Here is a 15,121-nt window from a genome sequence, read left to right as displayed (position 1 = left end):
ATCCTGGCGTTCAGGGACGAACGCACTGGTTCAAGCAGTGCGGCCATGGATGGCCGCCTTTTGATCTGCGCGTTCACGGACGAACGCACAAGTCACTTTCCGGCTGCGTCGTTCCACAGCAGCTTGTGCAGTTGCAGTTGGAAGCGCACGGGCAACCTGTCGGCGATGATCCACTCGGCCAGATCGCGCGGCTCCACCGCACCGTGCACCGGCGAGAACAGCACCATGCAGCGATCCGCCAGCGCATGCTCGGCCAGCATCGCGCGCGCCCATTCGTAGTCGGCGCGGCTGGCGATGACGATCTTGACCTGGTCGTGCGGCAGCAGGTGATCGAGGTTCGACCACAGGTTGCGGCCGCTCTCGCCCGAATCCGGCGCCTTCAGGTCCATCACCTTGCGCACGCGCGGGTCGACCGTGGAGACGTCCAGCGCGCCGGAGGTTTCCAGCGACACCTCGTAGCCGGCATCGCACAGCTTGCGCAGCAGGATCAGGCAGCGCTTCTGCGCCAGCGGCTCGCCGCCGGTCACGCAGACGTGCCTCGCACCGTATGTGGCGACCTCGGCGAGGATGTCGTCGATCGCATGCCAGTTGCCGCCGTAGAACGAATACTCGGTATCGCACCAGACACAGCGCAGCGGGCAGCCGGTGAGGCGAACGAACACGCTGCGCCAGCCGATCGCATCGGCTTCGCCCTGGATCGAATGGAAAATCTCGGTGATGCGCAGGCGCTCGGCGACCGTCGCCGCAGGCGTGGCGGACGCCTCGCGCGCGTCATGGCCGCTCATGCGCCGCCGCTCAGTTGCCCGACTGCAGTTGCAGGCGCTGCAGGCGTTCCTGGGCCAGGCTGGCCACCTTGGTGCCGGGATACTTGGCGGCGACCTGGGTCAGCGTGGCCCTGGCCGCTGCGGTCTGCTTCAGCTCGAGCTGGCTGTAACCGACCTTGAGCAGCGCATCGGGCGCCTTCTCGCTCTGCGGGAACTGGCTCAGCAACCGCTGGAACGATTCCAGTGCGACCGGGTAGTTGGTGGTGGCGTAGTAGGACTCGCCGAGCCAGTACAGGGCATTCGGCGCCAATGCATGGTTCGGGTATTGCTGGATGAAGCTGCGGAACTCGCGCGACGCCTCGACGTAATTGCCTGCGCGGATCGCCTTGAAGGCCACGTCGTAGGCAGCCTGGGCCGCCGCGGGGTCGGCCGCGCCGGCGCCCGGATTGCCACCGGCTGGAGCCGGCTGACCCGCCGCCGCGTTGCCGGCTGCGGTATTGGCCGCCGCGGCCGCCGGCTTGCCGGCTGCCGGCGCCTGCGGGTTGCCGCCGGCTGTTGCCGCGGCGCCAGCAGCGCCAGCGCCAGTGCCAGCGCTCTCGATGCGTCCTAGCCGGGCGTCGAGATCGGTGTACTGGGCCTTGTTCTTGTCCTCGAGCGTCTGCAACTGGTGCTGCAGTTCCTCGATCTGTCCCTGCAACTGCTGCACCTGTGCCTGCAGTTGCTGCATCTGGTTGACCATGCCGGTGCCGGACTGGTCCTTGTTCTGTGCCTGCTGTTCCAGCCGCGCGACACGATCGGCGAGGCTCAGCCGGGAGTCCTGCGCGAATGCCGGGAACGCGAACAGCATGGCGGACGCGACCGCGCCCGCCATGCCGAACCTGGCTGCAAAGCTGTTAGCCAGTCGCTTCATCTTTACTGCGCCGTGTAGACGATCTCGACGCGGCGGTTCTTGCTCCAGCAATCCTCGTTGTGCTCACGGCACACCGGCTTCTCCTTGCCGTAGCTGATCACTTCCAGCTGGCTGGCCTGGCCGCCATTGCCCTGCAGCGCTTCGGAGACGGCGTTGCCGCGGCGCTCGCCGAGGCCCAGGTTGTACTCGCGCGAGCCGCGCTCGTCGGCGTTGCCTTCCAGGCGGATGTGCGAGGTCGGGCGATCGCGCAGGTACTTGGCGTGGCACGCCATGATCTGCTGGAACTCCGGCTTGATCTCGGTCTTGTCGAAGTCGAAGTAGACGACGCGCTGACGCAGGCAGGCATCCGTGTCGAGGTCGGCAGGGGTGTACTTGCCGTCAGAGACGGGAGCCTGGGTCGGGGCGGTCTGCTCCGGAGCCGGCTGCGGTTTGACTTCCTGCTTCTTGGAGCAAGCGGCCGCGCCTACGCAGAGCAGGGCAACCAGGGCGACGCGAACGGTCTTATTCATGGTGACGTTCCTTACGGGTTGAGTTCCGACTAACGATGACGATCGGGGATAACGGGACAGCTGTCGCCGGTTAACCGGCTGTTATTTTGACACTTGAAAGGTCGATAGTGCGTGACTCTGCACGGTCGCCCTGACTGGCTTTCGACGCGCAAGGCGCCATGGCCGGAAACCGAAACGCGCCTCGCGGCGCCGTTCGGGCCCACTCCCTGGGCATCGGGCTGCCGCACTCGCGCGCGGCAGCCTGGAAAATCAGCGTTGCCGGTATGGTCCCCAGGCCGGTTCGCGCACGTCGCCGTCGGAAAGCACGAGGCGCTGGCGAACCATGCCGTCAGCCGATACGGCATACAGCACGCCGCGACGTCCTTCGGTAGCGGCATACAGCAGCATGCTGGCATTCGGTGCAAAACTCGGGGACTCGTCGATCGGGCCCGGCGAGAGGAACCGCACCTGGTCACCCAGACTGCGATCCATGATGGCAATACGATACACGTTCCCGTTGCCCTGCACCATGGCGATCTGCTTGCCGTCGTAGCTCACGTCGGCATTCAGGTTGCTCTGCCCCTGAAAGCTGATCCGCTGCGGCGTGCCGCCGCTGGCCGGGACCTGGTAGATCTGCGGCCGGCCGGAACGGTCGGAGGTGAAAAAGATGCTCTTGCCGTCGGGCGCCCAGACCGGCTCGGTGTCGATCGACAGGCTGTTGGTCAGCCGGGTCTCGTGGCGGCTGGCCAGATCCAGCACGAACAGCTCCAGGTTGCCGACGTAGGACAGCGCCACCGCCAGCTTGCTGCCGTCCGGCGACCACGCGGGCGCACCGTTGATGCCCCGCGGGTGGGATTCCACCAGCTGGCGCGAGCCGGTGGTGATGTCCTGCACGTAGATCGACGAATTGCCGCTCTCGAACGAGACGTAGGCGAGCTTGCGGCCGTCCGGCGACCAGGCCGGGGTCAGCAGCGACTCCTTCGAACGCGCCACCACCTGCGGGTTGTAGCCGTCCGAGTCGGCCACGATCAGCGAATAGGTGGTGTGGTTGCCCAGGCCCACCGCGGTGATGTACGCGATACGCGTCCAGAACGCGCCGCGCACGCCGGTGATCTTCTCGTAGATGATGTCCGCGATCTGGTGCGCCACGCCGCGCAGGTCGCCCGCCGGCGCCGGCGGCATCTGCTGGTGCAGCAGGCTCTGCTGCTTGTTGACGTCCCACAGTTCGTACTCGACCTGCACCATGCCGTTGCCGGCGTCGGTGATGTTGCCGACCACGATGTAGTCCTGCTTGAGCAGGCGCCAGGTGGCGAACTTGATGTCCGAGCCCTTGGACGGGAATTCCACGATGTCGCTCTTGGCCAGCGAGCGGAACTTGCCGGAGCGGTTGAAATCGTTGCGCATCACGTCGGCGACGTCGGTCGACAGCGGCGCGCCGCCGGCCTGGGCGAACGGCACCACCACGATCGGGGTGGCGGTCTTGACGCCGCCGACGATGTCGACGTTCAGCGACTGGGCGGTGGCCGGGCCGGCGAACAACGCCACCGCGGCCAGCAGGATGACGACAAGGCTTGAGCTGAATTTGCGCATGGTCTTGATCATTGCGGCCTGAAGGTGAAGGTGAGGTTGCGCTGGAACACGCTTTCGAAACCCTTGTACGGCAAGGTCTTGGTGCGCAATACCGCATTTTCGACCGAACGCCGGCCGGCGTCGTCGTAGGGGCAGCTGGAATCGACGGTAGCGCTCATCACGTCGCCACCGGGCGACTGCACGATGTGCACCTGGCACGGAACAGACGGTATGTTATCCGGCCTTAACCAGTTCGGCGTGACCGCATTCTGAATGGCCGCGGCATATTCGTCGGCGAGGTTGCTGTTCTGGCTGTTGTTGCCGGTCTGGCGCTGCGCCGCGTTGGGCAGGTCGGGGGCGCCGTTGTCCTGGGCGTTCTTCAGGTCCTCCATCTGCTGCTTGGCCTGCCTGGCCTTGCTGTCGAGCTTGCGGGTCTGCTGCGCCGCCGCGTCCATCTTGGCCAGCAGGTCGTCGATCTGCTTCTGCTTTTCCTGCTTCTGCTTGACCGCCTGCGCGTCCAGCTCGGCCTGCCGCTGGCGCTGCTTTTCCTCCTGCACCTGCTTCGCCTCCTCGGCCTTCAGCGCAGCCTCCTCCACCACCCGCTCCTGGTCCTTGAGGTCGGGCTGCTTGGGCGGCGGCGGCAGGGTCTTCACCTCCGGCGCCTCGATCTTGGGCGGCGTCGGCGGCGGCACGGTGGGCGGCGGCGGGGTGGAATCGGGCACCGGCTTGACCTTCTCCGCCTTCGGCGGCGGGCTGCCGGTGGGGCCGATCAGGGTGGCCTCGATGACCTGCCCCTGCAGCTCCAGCGGCTTCGAGCAGGTGATCGGGTTCATCCACGCCGGCAGGTGCAGCGCGTTGAACACGTTCTCGTAGGTCGAGCACGGCAGCACCGCGAGGAACAGGAACCCCACGATGCCGATGTGCAGGATGGCGGAAAGTACGACCGCCTTCGGCGTCGCCTTACTTTCGTCCATCGGGGGTGCTCTTGCCATGGCCGGCCGGCTCGTCCGGCTGGCCCATCAGGCCGACCTTGGCCACGCCGGCCTGCTGCAGGTCGGCCAGCACCTTGAACACGCCGCCGTAGCTGCCGCGCTCGTCGCCGCCGACCAGCACGCTGACCTCTGGGTTCTCGCGCACGAAGGCGCCCACCTTGAGCTTGAGCGTATCGGCGTCGACCAGTTCCTTCTTCCCCCCGCTCAAGGTCAGGTAGAGCTGGCCGTCCTGCAGCACCGAGACCAGCACCGGGTCCTTCTTCTGCTGCAGCGACTTGGCGTTGGCCTGCGGCAGCTGCACGTCGACGCTGGAATTCATCATCGGCGTGGTGACCATGAAGATGATCAGCAGCACCAGCATCACGTCGATGTACGGCACCACGTTGATTTCGGATTTGAGCTTGTAGCGCCGCTGGCGCCCGGAGGTTCGCATGGCTGCTCTCCGCTCAGGCGACGTCGTCGGTCTGGATCTGCCGCTGCAGCACCGAGGAGAACTCTTCCTGGAACACGTCGTAGCGCGAGGCGATGCGCTCGACCTTGGTGGCGTAGCGGTTGTACGCCCACTGCGCCGGGATCGCCGCGAACAGGCCCATCGCGGTGGCGATCAGCGCCTCGGAGATGTGCGGCGCGACCACCGCGATGGTCACGTCCTTCATCTCGCCCAGGCCCTGGAACGCGCCCATGATGCCCCACACGGTGCCGAACAGGCCCACGTACGGGCTGATCGAGCCGACGTTGGCGAGGAACTCCAGGTTGCGCTCGAGCAGGCCGATCTCGCGCGTGCCGGCCACCTGCATGGCGCGCTCGGAGCCCTCGATGACGCTGCGCGTGTCGTGGGTCTTGCGCTGGCGCTGGCGCGCGAACTCGCGGAAGCCCGATTCGAAGATGTTCTCGATGCCGCCGGTGCCGCCGTGGCGGTTGCTGACCTCGCGGAACAGCTGGGCCAGGTCGCCGCCGGACCAGAAGCGCTCCTCGAACGCCTCGGCGTCTTCCATCGCCGCCTTGGTCTGCGAGTACTTGCGGATGATGATCACCCACGACAGGAACGAGAACACCAGCAGGATCAGCAGCACCAGTTTTACCGGCACGCTCGAATCCGCGATCAGCGTGAAAATGTTCAGTCCACCGTTCATTGCTTGCAGGTTCTCCGCCAGTCGGCTTGGGGTTGTGGCTCAGGGGGCGAGTTGCGCGATCAGGTCGGTCGGGATCGGCGCGGGGCGCATGCGCTGGAGATCGACGCAAGCCACCCGCACCTGCGCGCGAATCAGGCAGTCGCCGTCCGCCTTCATGATCGCCTGGGCGAACAGGATACTGGCTGCGCGCCGCTCTTTGACCTCGACCGTCACCGACAGTTCATCATCCAGCAGGGCTGGCCGGAGGAAATCGATCTGCATGTCGCGCACCATGAAGGCCAGTCCGGTGGCCTGCTTGAACGCCATCTGGTCGACGCCGAGTGCGCGCATCCACTCGCTGCGGGCGCGCTCCATGAAGCGCAGGTAGCCGGCGTGGTAGACCACCCCGCCGGCGTCGGTATCCTCCCAGTAGACCCGTACTTTCCAGCTGAAGGGCGGCTTCGGAGCGGTTTCAGGCATCGTCGGTTCCGGCATCGAACAGGTCGGCGGGCTGCGCCTGCCGCGGTGGCGGGGTCAGTCCCAGGTGGCGCCAGCCCCTGGCGCTGACCATGCGGCCGCGGGCGGTGCGGATCAGGTAGCCCTGCTGGATCAGGTACGGCTCGACCACGTCCTCCAGCGTGCCGCGGTCCTCGCTGAGCGCGGCGGCCAGCGACTCCACCCCGACCGGGCCGCCGTCGAAGTTCTCGATGATCAGGCCGAGCAGGCGGCGGTCCAGCTCGTCGAAACCCTGCGGGTCGATCTTCAGCATGTCCAGCGCGGCCTGCGCCGCCGCCAGGGTGATCTCGCCACCGGCACGCACCTCGGCATAATCGCGCACCCGGCGCAGCAGGCGGTTGGCGATGCGCGGCGTGCCGCGCGAGCGGCGGGCGATCTCCTGCGCCCCTTCCGGCGCGCAGACGATGCCCAGGATGCGTGCCGCGCGACGCACGATCGCGGTGAGTTCCTCGGCCGTATAGAACTCCAGCCGCTGCACGATGCCGAAGCGGTCGCGCAGCGGCGCGGTGAGCATGCCGGCGCGGGTAGTGGCGCCGATCAGGGTGAACGGCGGCAAATCCAGCTTGATCGAGCGCGCTGCCGGACCCTCGCCGATCATGATGTCGATCTGGAAGTCCTCCATCGCCGGATACAGCACCTCCTCGACCACCGGCGACAGGCGATGGATCTCGTCGACGAACAGCACGTCGTTCGCCTCCAGGTTGGTCAGCAGCGCGGCGAGGTCGCCGGCGCGCTCCAGCACCGGGCCGGAGGTGGAGCGCAGGTTGACCCCCAGTTCGTTCGCGATGACGTGGCTGAGCGTGGTCTTGCCCAGGCCCGGCGGGCCGAAGATCAGCACGTGGTCCAGCGCCCCGCCCCGCTTCCGGGCGGCTTCGATGTAGATCGACAGCTGCTCGCGCACCGCCTGCTGGCCCAGGTACTCGTCCAGCCGCTTCGGCCGGATGGTGGCTTCCAGCGCCTCGTCGTCGAGCTGGGCGGCGGCGGTGATGATGCGGTGGTCGGTCATGCCGGCATTATGGCAGGCTGGCCATGTACTTGTAGGAGCCCGCTTGCGGGCGATGTCTTTTTCTCTGCGGGCTCCAAAGCAAGAGCATCGCCCGCAAGCGGGCTCCTACAGGGCCAACTCAGATTTCGACTTGCGCCCCCAGCTCGATCAGCCGGTTGCCGGGGATCTGGAAGAACGCGGTGGCCGGCAGCGCGTTGCGCGCCATGAACGCGAACAGCTTGTCGCGCCACAGCGCCATGCCGGGGCGGCGGGCGTCGGCCACGATGGTCTCGCGCGACAGGAAGAAGGTGGTATCCATCATGTCGAAACCGAGGCCCTCGCGCGAACACTGCGACAGGGCCAGCGGGATGTTCGGATCCTCGGCGAAGCCGAAGCGCAGCTCCAGCCCGAAGAAGTTGCCGCCCATCGGGGTGATCTCGATGCGCTCATGGGCCTCGGCCACCGGGGTTTCCAGCGTCTCCACCGTCAGCAGCACGTTGCGTTCGTGCAGCACCTTGTTGTGCTTGAGGTTGTGCAGCAGCGCATGCGGCACGGCGTGCTGGTTCGCGGTGAGGAAGATCGCCGTGCCCGGCACGCGCAGCGGCGGGTGCTCGGCGATGTTCTCGATGAACGGCGCCAGCGCCAGGCCGCCCTGCTTGATCTCGCGCATCACCAGCTCGCGGCCGCGGCGCCAGGTGGTCATCACGCTGAACAGCACCACGCCAAGCACCAGCGGGAACCAGCCGCCGTGCGCCACCTTCAGCAGGTTGGCGCCGAAGAACGACAGGTCGATGATCAGGAACAGCACGCCGACCAGCACCACCGTGAACCAGCTCCAGTGCCAGCGCTTGCGAGCGACCACCAGCGCCAGCAGCGTGGTCACGGTCATCGTGCCGGTCACCGCGATGCCGTAGGCCGCGCCCAGGTTGTCGGAGCTGCGGAAGCCGAGCACGGCCAGGATCACCAGCACCATCAGCATGCGGTTGACCCACGGCACGAAGATCTGCCCGGACATCTCGCGCGAGGTATGCACCACCGCCAGCCGCGGCGAATAGCCCAGCGACATCGCCTCGCGGGTCATCGAGAACGCGCCGGAGATCACCGCCTGCGACGCGATCACCGCGGCGCAGGCCGACAGCAGGATCATCGGGTACAGCAGCGGCTCGGGCACCATCAGATAGAACGGGCTCTCGATCGCGCGCGGATTGCCCAGCAGCAGCGCACCCTGGCCGAAGTAGTTCAGCAGCAGCGCCGGCAGCACGAAGCCGAACCAGGCCACCCGGATGGGTTTCTTGCCGAAGTGGCCCATGTCGGCGTACAGCGCCTCGGCGCCGGTCAGCGCCAGCACCACGCCGCCGAGCGCGATGAACGAGGTGTTGCCGTGGTTGACGAAGAAGCGCACCGCGTGCATCGGGTTGACCGCGTACAGCACCTGCGGATTGGCGATGATCTGGCGCACGCCGAGCACCGCCAGCACCACGAACCACAGCGTCATCACCGGGGCGAACGCCCTGCCGACGCTGTGCGTGCCATGCCGCTGCACGGCGAACATGCCCAGCAGGATCGCCAGCGCGATCCACACCACGTACTTGTCCAGCCCCGGCGCGGCGACGCCGAGGCCCTCGACCGCGCCGAGCACCGAGATCGCCGGGGTGATCACGCCGTCGCCGTAGAACAGCGCGGCGCCGAAGATGCCGAAGCCGGCCAGCACCCAGCGCGCGCGCGCCGAGCCGCTCATCGAGCGCTGCGCCAGCGCCATCAGCGCCATGATGCCGCCCTCGCCCTTGTTGTCCGCGCGCATCACGAAGGTGACGTACTTCAGCGACACCACCATGATCAGCGCCCAGAACACCAGCGACAGCACGCCCAGCACCGCCGACGGCGTCGGCGTCATGCCGTGCGTGCCCAGGGTTTCCTTCATGGTGTACAGCGGGCTGGTGCCGATGTCGCCGAACACCACGCCGATCGCGCCGAGCGCGAGTGCCCGCAGTCGGCGCCGGTTCTCCGCCGGGGTGAGGCACTGAACAGTCTGTTGGCTCACGATCAAGCTCCGAGCGCGGCGCGCAGCGCCTTGCGGATGATGGCTTCGGCGCTGTCGCCCTCGGCAGCGACCTTCTGCACCAGCCGGGCCACCTCGGCCGGCTTGTAGCCCAGCTGCTGCAACGCCACGCTGGCTTCGGCGGCGGCGTCCAGCGGCGCGCCGGCCGCGCGCGGCGCGCCGCCCGGCACGCCGGACAGGCCGTCCACGCGGTCGCGCAACTCCACCACGATGCGCTCGGCGGTCTTCTTGCCGATGCCGGGGATCTTGGTCAGCGCGACCACGTCGCCGGCCTGCACCAGCCGCGCGAAATGCTCGGTGGAAACGCCCGACAGCACCGCCAGCGCGATCTTCGCGCCGATCCCGCTGACCTTGAGCAGGTTGCGGAACAGCGTGCGCTCGCTCTCGTGCAGGAAGCCGTACAGCGCGACGCTGTCTTCCTTCACGGCGTGATGGGTGAGCAGGACCACTTCCTTGCCGATGCCCGGCAAGTCGTAGATCGTCGACATCGGCGCCTCGACTTCGTAGCCGACGCCGCCCACCTCGACCAGCAGCGACGGCGGCTGCTTGCTTATCAGGATGCCGCGCAAACGTCCGATCACCGGCGGTGTCCCCTTGTCTTCATCATCATCGGCGACGCCTCCAGGCCGTGCGCGGCAGGCCGACGCGGGCCAGGCTGGCGCGGGTATGCGCGTGGGTCACCGCCACCGCCAGCGCATCGGCGGCATCGGCCTGCAACGGGCCCTTGAGGCCGAGCAGCACGCCGATCATGTGCTGCACCTGGGCCTTGTCGCCGCGGCCGCTGCCGACCACGGACTGCTTCACTTCGGTTGCCGCGTATTCGTGCACCACGATCCCCTGACTGACCACCGCGCAGATCGCGGCGCCGCGCGCCTGCCCAAGCTTCAACGCCGAATCCGGATTGCGTGCCATGAACACGCGCTCGATCCCGCACTCGGCCGGCCGGTGGGTCGCGATGATGTCACACAGTTCGTCAAAGATGCGTTTCAGGCGCAACGGGAACGTGGCCTCGCCGGCCACCGCCAGCGCGCCATGGAAAACGTGCGTCAGCTTGCCCGCGTCGTCCACGTCGATGATGCCCACGCCGGTGCGCTGACTGCCGGGGTCGATGCCGATAATGCGGGTCATCACTGGTGCGATGCGAAGGCGCGTGGCCTCCGACTTACCCGACAGTCCCGGAGGGCAGCAAGGCGTTGTGCGACACCTCGCTCACGTCGTCCAGCGCGTCGAGCCGCTCGAGCAGGTCGAGCAGCGACTCCAGCGCCTCGGCCGGCACCTCGACGCGGTTGTTCGGGCGCATCACCACGCCGGCGTGCTCGGCGGCCAGGCCGGCGTCGATCAGCGCCTGCTGCACCGTCTCGAAGTTCTCCGGCGAGCACAGCACGATGCTTTCGCCGTGCTCGTTGAGCACGTCGTCGGCGCCGGCTTCCAGCGCCGCCTCCAGCACTTTTTCCTCGGTCGCCGCGTCACCGCCGGTGGCGAACACCAGCTCGCCGCAACGGGTGAACTGGAACGCCACCGAGCCGGAAGTGCCGAGATTGCCGCCGTGCCTGGCCAGCGCATGGCGCACGTCGGCCACGGTGCGGGTGGGATTGTCGGTGAAGCATTCGATGATCAGCGCGATGCCAGCCGGGCCATAGCCCTCGTAGCGCAGCTCCTGCATGTCGGCACCGCCGTCGGCTCCGGAGCCGCGCTTGATCGCACGCTCGATGGTGTCCTTGGTCATGTTCGCCGACAGCGCCTTGTCCACCGCCGCGCGCAGACGCGGGTTGCCGGCCGGGTCGGCGACGCCGGCGCGGGTGGCCACCGTGATCTCGCGGATCAGCTTGGTGAACACCTTGGCGCGCTTGGCGTCTTCGGCGTTCTTGCGACCTTCGATGGACGGGCCTCTACCCATGGCGATTCCTGCACGCAGCGATTGGACAAGCGGGCGATTTTACCCGAATTCCGCCACCGTGCCGGCTGCCGCGTCCCGCCGTGCCGCGACATGACGCCTCAGTGCGCGGCGGGCGGGAAGCGGCCGTGGCGCAGGAATTCCGCCACCCGCCGGGCCACTTCCTGCGAAAACAGCAGGCCGGTGTGGTTGACCTCGACCACGCAATGGTCGGTCAGGCCCGGCAGGCGGGTTTCCGCCACCGCCACGGTGCCGTCGTGCTCGCCCTCGAAATGGCCCAGCACCGCACCCAGGCCCAGCGGCAGGCGGCCGGCGATCACGCCGACCTCGCGGCGGCCGTCCCAACGCTCGAAGCCCTGTTCCAGCAGGTCGCGGTTGTGCCCCAGCAGCACTTCGCCGCCCCGCCCCCATGCGGCGAACCCGCGCGCGGCGGCACTGCCCTTCAGCGGCGAACCGAGGCAGACGATGCGCCCGGGCGGCGGTGCGCCGTCGAGGCAGGCACGCAGGGCCAGCAGGCCGCCGAGACTGTGCCCGACCAGGTGCACCGCGTCGGCTTCCCCGGCCAGCGCGGCCATCCGCGCCTGCAACCGGTCCAGGATGCGCTGCTGGGTGGCCGCCACGCTGAGGTAGTCGAAGCGGTGCACGCGGAAACCCGCCTCCATCAGCCGATGATGCAGCATGGACAGCGCGAAGCCGCGCATCCACAGGCCGTGCAGCAGGATCACATGGTCAGGCATGGGGGATCACATCCGACGCGTGGCGAAGAAACGGCCATGCGCGCCCGGCGCGGCATCGCCCGGACGACGAGGCAGGCTCAGGTGCCCGCCGCCGCGCCATCCAGCACCTGCACGTGCAGCTCCTTCAGCTGCACCGCGGCGATCGGCGAAGGCGCGTCGGTCATCAGGTCCTGCGCGCTGGTGGTCTTGGGGAACGCGATCACGTCGCGGATCGACTCGGTACCGGCCATCAGCGCCGCGATGCGGTCGATGCCGAACGCCAGGCCACCATGCGGCGGCGCGCCGAACTTGAGCGCCTTCAGCAGGAAGCCGAACTTCATCTCGGCCTCCTCGGCGCCGATGCCGAGCAGTTCGAATACCGTGCTCTGCATCTCCGGCCGGTGGATACGGATCGAACCACCGCCGATCTCGTTGCCGTTCAACACCATGTCGTAGCCGCGGCTCACCGCGTTGTGCGGATCGGCGCGCAGCTGCGCGGCGTCATCCGCTTTCGGCGCGGTGAACGGATGATGCAGGGCGACGAAGCGCTGCTCCTCGGCGTCATATTCGAACATCGGGAAGTCGGTGACCCACAGCGGCTTCCAGCTGTCCTCGACCAGGCCGCGATCCTTGCCGACCTTCAGCCGCAGGGCGCCCATGAAGTCGGTGACGGTCTTCCAGCTGCCGGCGCCGAAGAACACGATGTCCCCGGTCTGTGCGGCAGTCGCCTTGAGCACGCCGTCCAGCGCCGCGTCGTCGAGAAACTTCGCCACCGGCGAATTGATCCCGTCGCGGCCCTTGGCCAGATCCTCGACCTTCAGCCAAGCCAGGCCCTTGGCACCGTAGCGCGACACATATTCGGTCAGGCCGTCGATATCCTTGCGCGACAGCGTGCTGCCGCCGGGCACGCGCAGCGCGGCGACCCGGCCGGCCGGGTCGTTGGCCGGCTCGGCGAACACCTTGAACTCGACATGCTTCAGCGCGTCGGCCACGTCGACCAGCTCCAGCGCGATGCGCAGGTCCGGCTTGTCCGAACCGAAGCGGCGCATCGCCTCGGCCCAGGTCATGCGCGGGAACACGGCGTCCAGTTCGACGCCCTGCACTTCCTTGAACACGTGGCGGATCAGCTCCTCCACGAAGTCCTGCACGTCCTTTTCCTCGACGAAGGCGAACTCCAGGTCGAGCTGGGTGAACTCCGGCTGGCGGTCGGCGCGCAGGTCCTCGTCGCGGAAGCAGCGGGCGATCTGGTAGTAGCGGTCGAAACCGGCCACCATCAGGATCTGCTTGAACAGCTGCGGCGATTGCGGCAGCGCGTAGAAATGCCCCGGATGCACGCGGCTGGGCACCAGGTAGTCGCGCGCGCCTTCGGGCGTGGCCTTGGTCAGGATCGGCGTCTCGATGTCCTGGAAGCCGCGCTCGTCGAGGTAGCGGCGCAGCGTCTGCACCAGCCTGATGCGCTTGCGCATCATCGCCTGCATCTCGGGACGGCGCAGGTCGAGGTAGCGGTAGGTCATCCGCAGGTCCTCGTTGGGGTTCTCGTGCAGCGCGAACGGCAGGTCCTTCGCCGCGTTGAGCACCTCGACCGTGTCGGCCAGCAGCTCGATGGTGCCGGTCTTCAGCTTGTCGTTGACCGACACGCGCGGACGGATCGTGCCGGTGACGCGCAGGCAGTACTCGTTGCCGATCTCGCCGGCAACGGTGAACGCGGCGGCGTTGTCGCGCTCGATCACCACCTGGGCCAGTCCCTCGTGGTCGCGCAGATCGACGAACGCCACATGGGCCTGCAGGCGGATCTTGTTGACCCAGCCGCACAGGGTGACGGTCCGGCCGATCATCGACTCATCGATGAGGCCGCAGTAATGCGTGCGCATGCGTTGGAACTCCGGCGTCGCCGCGGCGACTTCAGGCGTGGAAAAGGCTGCGAAGTTTACCACCGCGACACGGCACGGCGGGCTGGCACGCCGCCGCCGCAGGCCGTCCGGGCGGGACCTACCAGCGCCGGTCGACCAGGAACTCGCCGCGGCAGCCGTGCGCCACCCACACGCCGGCGCGGTTCCAGCCCCAGCTGTAGCCCTCGGTGCAGCGGGCATCGGAGAGCTGCCGTCCCAGCCGCACGCTGCCGTTGCGGCCCACGTCGACCTGGCACATCTGGTATTTCTTCTTGTTGCTGTCGCACTGCAGGCTGATCCGGCGATCCCAGCCCGGACCGGGCCGCCAGCCGCCCTGATCGCCATAGCTACGATCGCGGTCGCGGTAATCGTCGTCGTAGCGGTCGCCATCGCGGTTGTCGTAACGGCCGTCATAGCGATCGCCATAGCCGCCGCGGTCGGCCGGACCGAACAGGCCGCGACAACCGCGATCGACCCACAGGGTATCGCCATCCATGCCCCAGCTCTGGCCGCGGATGCAGTCGGCCTTCGACTCCCGCTTGTACAGCTCGACGTACCGCCACGGCACGGCGCAGCGCGCGTAATGGCCATCGCTGCTCACGCAGCGCACCGGCGCATCCGACTGCGCCCGGACCGGCGGCGCCAGCCCCAGCAGGCCGCCCACGAGCCCGGCCACGACGATCCCGCCCGCCCATCCGCCGATTGCACCCATCACCCGCCTCCTCGATCCACACCGGACCCGGCACCGGCGCCGGCGTCTTCGGGATCAGCATATCCCGCGTCGGAAAGCGGGAACCGCGCGGGCGTTTTGCCGGTTCAGCTGGCGCTGTCCCCGGAGCCGCCGGGCGCGGGCGCGGCGGCCGGCGCAGGCGCCGGGGCCGCCGCGGGAGTGCCGCCGGGCTGGCTGCCATCGCCGGCCAGGTTGTGCTTCTTCTCGCCGCTCTTCTTGAAGTCGGTCTCGTACCAGCCGCTGCCGGCCAAACGGAACGACGGCGCGCTGACCATCCGCCGCAGGTGCGGGGCATCGCAGGCGGGACAGACGGCGGGATCGGTATCGGACAACTTCTGCAGGCGGTCGAAACGATGGCCGCAATGGCCGCATTCGAATTCGTAGATGGGCATGGAAACTCCGGACACGCCGGCCATCGTGGGCCGGCAACAGGCCATTATCGGGGTGCCAGGGCGGATTTCAACGTGCCCGTCGGCGCATGGTGGCGACCGTGGCGT

At 68.0% G+C, this 15,121-nt stretch carries 17 protein-coding genes; all 17 read right to left on the bottom strand.

Going from position 1 to position 15,121, the window contains the following annotated elements; all coding sequences use genetic code 11:
* Positions 1 to 92 precede the first annotated feature (92 nt).
* Positions 93 to 785 (bottom strand): 7-carboxy-7-deazaguanine synthase QueE, encoded by a 693-nt coding sequence (queE, locus tag AC3WRN_RS04115; protein ID WP_492622005.1) that lies wholly within the window; start codon positions 783 to 785, stop codon positions 93 to 95.
* A 10-nt stretch (positions 786 to 795) separates the two neighbouring features.
* Positions 796 to 1,674 carry a tol-pal system protein YbgF gene (gene ybgF, locus AC3WRN_RS04110; protein WP_492622004.1) on the bottom strand — a complete coding sequence of 293 codons (879 nt, stop codon included), beginning with the start codon at positions 1,672 to 1,674 and terminating at the stop codon, positions 796 to 798.
* 2 nt (positions 1,675 to 1,676) lie between these two features.
* A complete protein-coding gene (gene pal / locus AC3WRN_RS04105) occupies positions 1,677 to 2,183 on the bottom strand; it encodes a peptidoglycan-associated lipoprotein Pal (RefSeq protein ID WP_068095267.1) in 507 nt (168 codons plus the stop codon).
* 249 nt (positions 2,184 to 2,432) lie between these two features.
* Entirely contained in the window at positions 2,433 to 3,761 is a 1,329-nt protein-coding gene (gene tolB / locus AC3WRN_RS04100; RefSeq protein WP_201028682.1) for a Tol-Pal system beta propeller repeat protein TolB, read from the bottom strand.
* Positions 3,761 to 4,705, bottom strand: coding sequence for a cell envelope integrity protein TolA (gene tolA / locus AC3WRN_RS04095; protein ID WP_068095269.1), 945 nt, complete (start codon positions 4,703 to 4,705; stop codon positions 3,761 to 3,763). The genes tolB and tolA overlap by 1 nt, the downstream gene beginning before the upstream one ends.
* The gene (tolR, locus tag AC3WRN_RS04090; protein ID WP_492622003.1) at positions 4,692 to 5,156 is read right to left on the bottom strand and encodes a protein TolR; all 465 of its coding nucleotides are present in this window, start codon (positions 5,154 to 5,156) and stop codon (positions 4,692 to 4,694) included. The genes tolA and tolR overlap by 14 nt, the downstream gene beginning before the upstream one ends.
* A 13-nt stretch (positions 5,157 to 5,169) precedes the next feature.
* Entirely contained in the window at positions 5,170 to 5,856 is a 687-nt protein-coding gene (tolQ, locus tag AC3WRN_RS04085; protein WP_492622002.1) for a protein TolQ, read from the bottom strand.
* A gap of 39 nt (positions 5,857 to 5,895) precedes the next feature.
* Complete coding sequence (ybgC, locus tag AC3WRN_RS04080) at positions 5,896 to 6,315, bottom strand: tol-pal system-associated acyl-CoA thioesterase (RefSeq protein WP_068095274.1); 420 nt, start codon at positions 6,313 to 6,315, stop codon at positions 5,896 to 5,898.
* Positions 6,308 to 7,357 (bottom strand): Holliday junction branch migration DNA helicase RuvB, encoded by a 1,050-nt coding sequence (gene ruvB / locus AC3WRN_RS04075; RefSeq protein ID WP_492622001.1) that lies wholly within the window; start codon positions 7,355 to 7,357, stop codon positions 6,308 to 6,310. Before ruvB ends, ybgC begins: the two co-directional genes overlap by 8 nt.
* Positions 7,358 to 7,475: 118 nt before the next feature.
* Entirely contained in the window at positions 7,476 to 9,377 is a 1,902-nt protein-coding gene (locus tag AC3WRN_RS04070) for a potassium transporter Kup (RefSeq protein ID WP_492622000.1), read from the bottom strand.
* 2 nt (positions 9,378 to 9,379) lie between these two features.
* The gene (ruvA, locus tag AC3WRN_RS04065; protein ID WP_492621999.1) at positions 9,380 to 9,976 is read right to left on the bottom strand and encodes a Holliday junction branch migration protein RuvA; all 597 of its coding nucleotides are present in this window, start codon (positions 9,974 to 9,976) and stop codon (positions 9,380 to 9,382) included.
* Positions 9,977 to 10,001: 25 nt separating this feature from the next.
* On the bottom strand, positions 10,002 to 10,523 hold the full coding sequence (ruvC, locus tag AC3WRN_RS04060) for a crossover junction endodeoxyribonuclease RuvC (RefSeq protein WP_492621998.1): 522 nt from the start codon (positions 10,521 to 10,523) through the stop codon (positions 10,002 to 10,004).
* Between the two features lie 34 nt (positions 10,524 to 10,557).
* On the bottom strand, positions 10,558 to 11,292 hold the full coding sequence (locus AC3WRN_RS04055; RefSeq protein WP_492621997.1) for a YebC/PmpR family DNA-binding transcriptional regulator: 735 nt from the start codon (positions 11,290 to 11,292) through the stop codon (positions 10,558 to 10,560).
* 98 nt (positions 11,293 to 11,390) lie between these two features.
* Positions 11,391 to 12,026: an alpha/beta fold hydrolase gene (locus AC3WRN_RS04050; RefSeq protein WP_068095284.1), complete on the bottom strand. Its 636-nt coding sequence runs from the start codon at positions 12,024 to 12,026 to the stop codon at positions 11,391 to 11,393.
* A gap of 77 nt (positions 12,027 to 12,103) precedes the next feature.
* Positions 12,104 to 13,876, bottom strand: a complete 1,773-nt coding sequence (gene aspS, locus AC3WRN_RS04045; RefSeq protein ID WP_492621996.1) for an aspartate--tRNA ligase — start codon at positions 13,874 to 13,876, stop codon at positions 12,104 to 12,106.
* A 118-nt stretch (positions 13,877 to 13,994) separates the two neighbouring features.
* Complete coding sequence (locus AC3WRN_RS04040; RefSeq protein ID WP_492621995.1) at positions 13,995 to 14,606, bottom strand: DUF3011 domain-containing protein; 612 nt, start codon at positions 14,604 to 14,606, stop codon at positions 13,995 to 13,997.
* Between the two features lie 104 nt (positions 14,607 to 14,710).
* On the bottom strand, positions 14,711 to 15,016 hold the full coding sequence (locus AC3WRN_RS04035) for an FmdB family zinc ribbon protein (RefSeq protein WP_492621994.1): 306 nt from the start codon (positions 15,014 to 15,016) through the stop codon (positions 14,711 to 14,713).
* Positions 15,017 to 15,121 lie beyond the last annotated feature (105 nt).

The organism is Rhodanobacter sp. FW101-FHT13A11 (assembly GCF_058790335.1).
This window is presented reverse-complemented; position numbering and strand designations above follow the sequence as displayed.

Excerpts from the sequence above, each read along its gene's own strand:
- AC3WRN_RS04040 (WP_492621995.1), bottom strand. The coding sequence starts at position 14,606 with ATGGGTGCAATCGGCGGATGGGCGGGCGGGATCGTCGTGGCCGGGCTC.
- AC3WRN_RS04055 (WP_492621997.1), bottom strand. The coding sequence starts at position 11,292 with ATGGGTAGAGGCCCGTCCATCGAAGGTCGCAAGAACGCCGAAGACGCC.
- ruvC (WP_492621998.1), bottom strand. The coding sequence starts at position 10,523 with ATGACCCGCATTATCGGCATCGACCCCGGCAGTCAGCGCACCGGCGTG.
- tolA (WP_068095269.1), bottom strand. The coding sequence starts at position 4,705 with ATGGACGAAAGTAAGGCGACGCCGAAGGCGGTCGTACTTTCCGCCATC.
- tolR (WP_492622003.1), bottom strand. The coding sequence starts at position 5,156 with ATGCGAACCTCCGGGCGCCAGCGGCGCTACAAGCTCAAATCCGAAATC.
- tolQ (WP_492622002.1), bottom strand. The coding sequence starts at position 5,856 with ATGAACGGTGGACTGAACATTTTCACGCTGATCGCGGATTCGAGCGTG.
- aspS (WP_492621996.1), bottom strand. The coding sequence starts at position 13,876 with ATGCGCACGCATTACTGCGGCCTCATCGATGAGTCGATGATCGGCCGG.
- ybgC (WP_068095274.1), bottom strand. The coding sequence starts at position 6,315 with ATGCCTGAAACCGCTCCGAAGCCGCCCTTCAGCTGGAAAGTACGGGTC.
- pal (WP_068095267.1), bottom strand. The coding sequence starts at position 2,183 with ATGAATAAGACCGTTCGCGTCGCCCTGGTTGCCCTGCTCTGCGTAGGC.
- ruvB (WP_492622001.1), bottom strand. The coding sequence starts at position 7,357 with ATGACCGACCACCGCATCATCACCGCCGCCGCCCAGCTCGACGACGAG.
- AC3WRN_RS04035 (WP_492621994.1), bottom strand. The coding sequence starts at position 15,016 with ATGCCCATCTACGAATTCGAATGCGGCCATTGCGGCCATCGTTTCGAC.
- AC3WRN_RS04050 (WP_068095284.1), bottom strand. The coding sequence starts at position 12,026 with ATGCCTGACCATGTGATCCTGCTGCACGGCCTGTGGATGCGCGGCTTC.
- ybgF (WP_492622004.1), bottom strand. The coding sequence starts at position 1,674 with ATGAAGCGACTGGCTAACAGCTTTGCAGCCAGGTTCGGCATGGCGGGC.
- queE (WP_492622005.1), bottom strand. The coding sequence starts at position 785 with ATGAGCGGCCATGACGCGCGCGAGGCGTCCGCCACGCCTGCGGCGACG.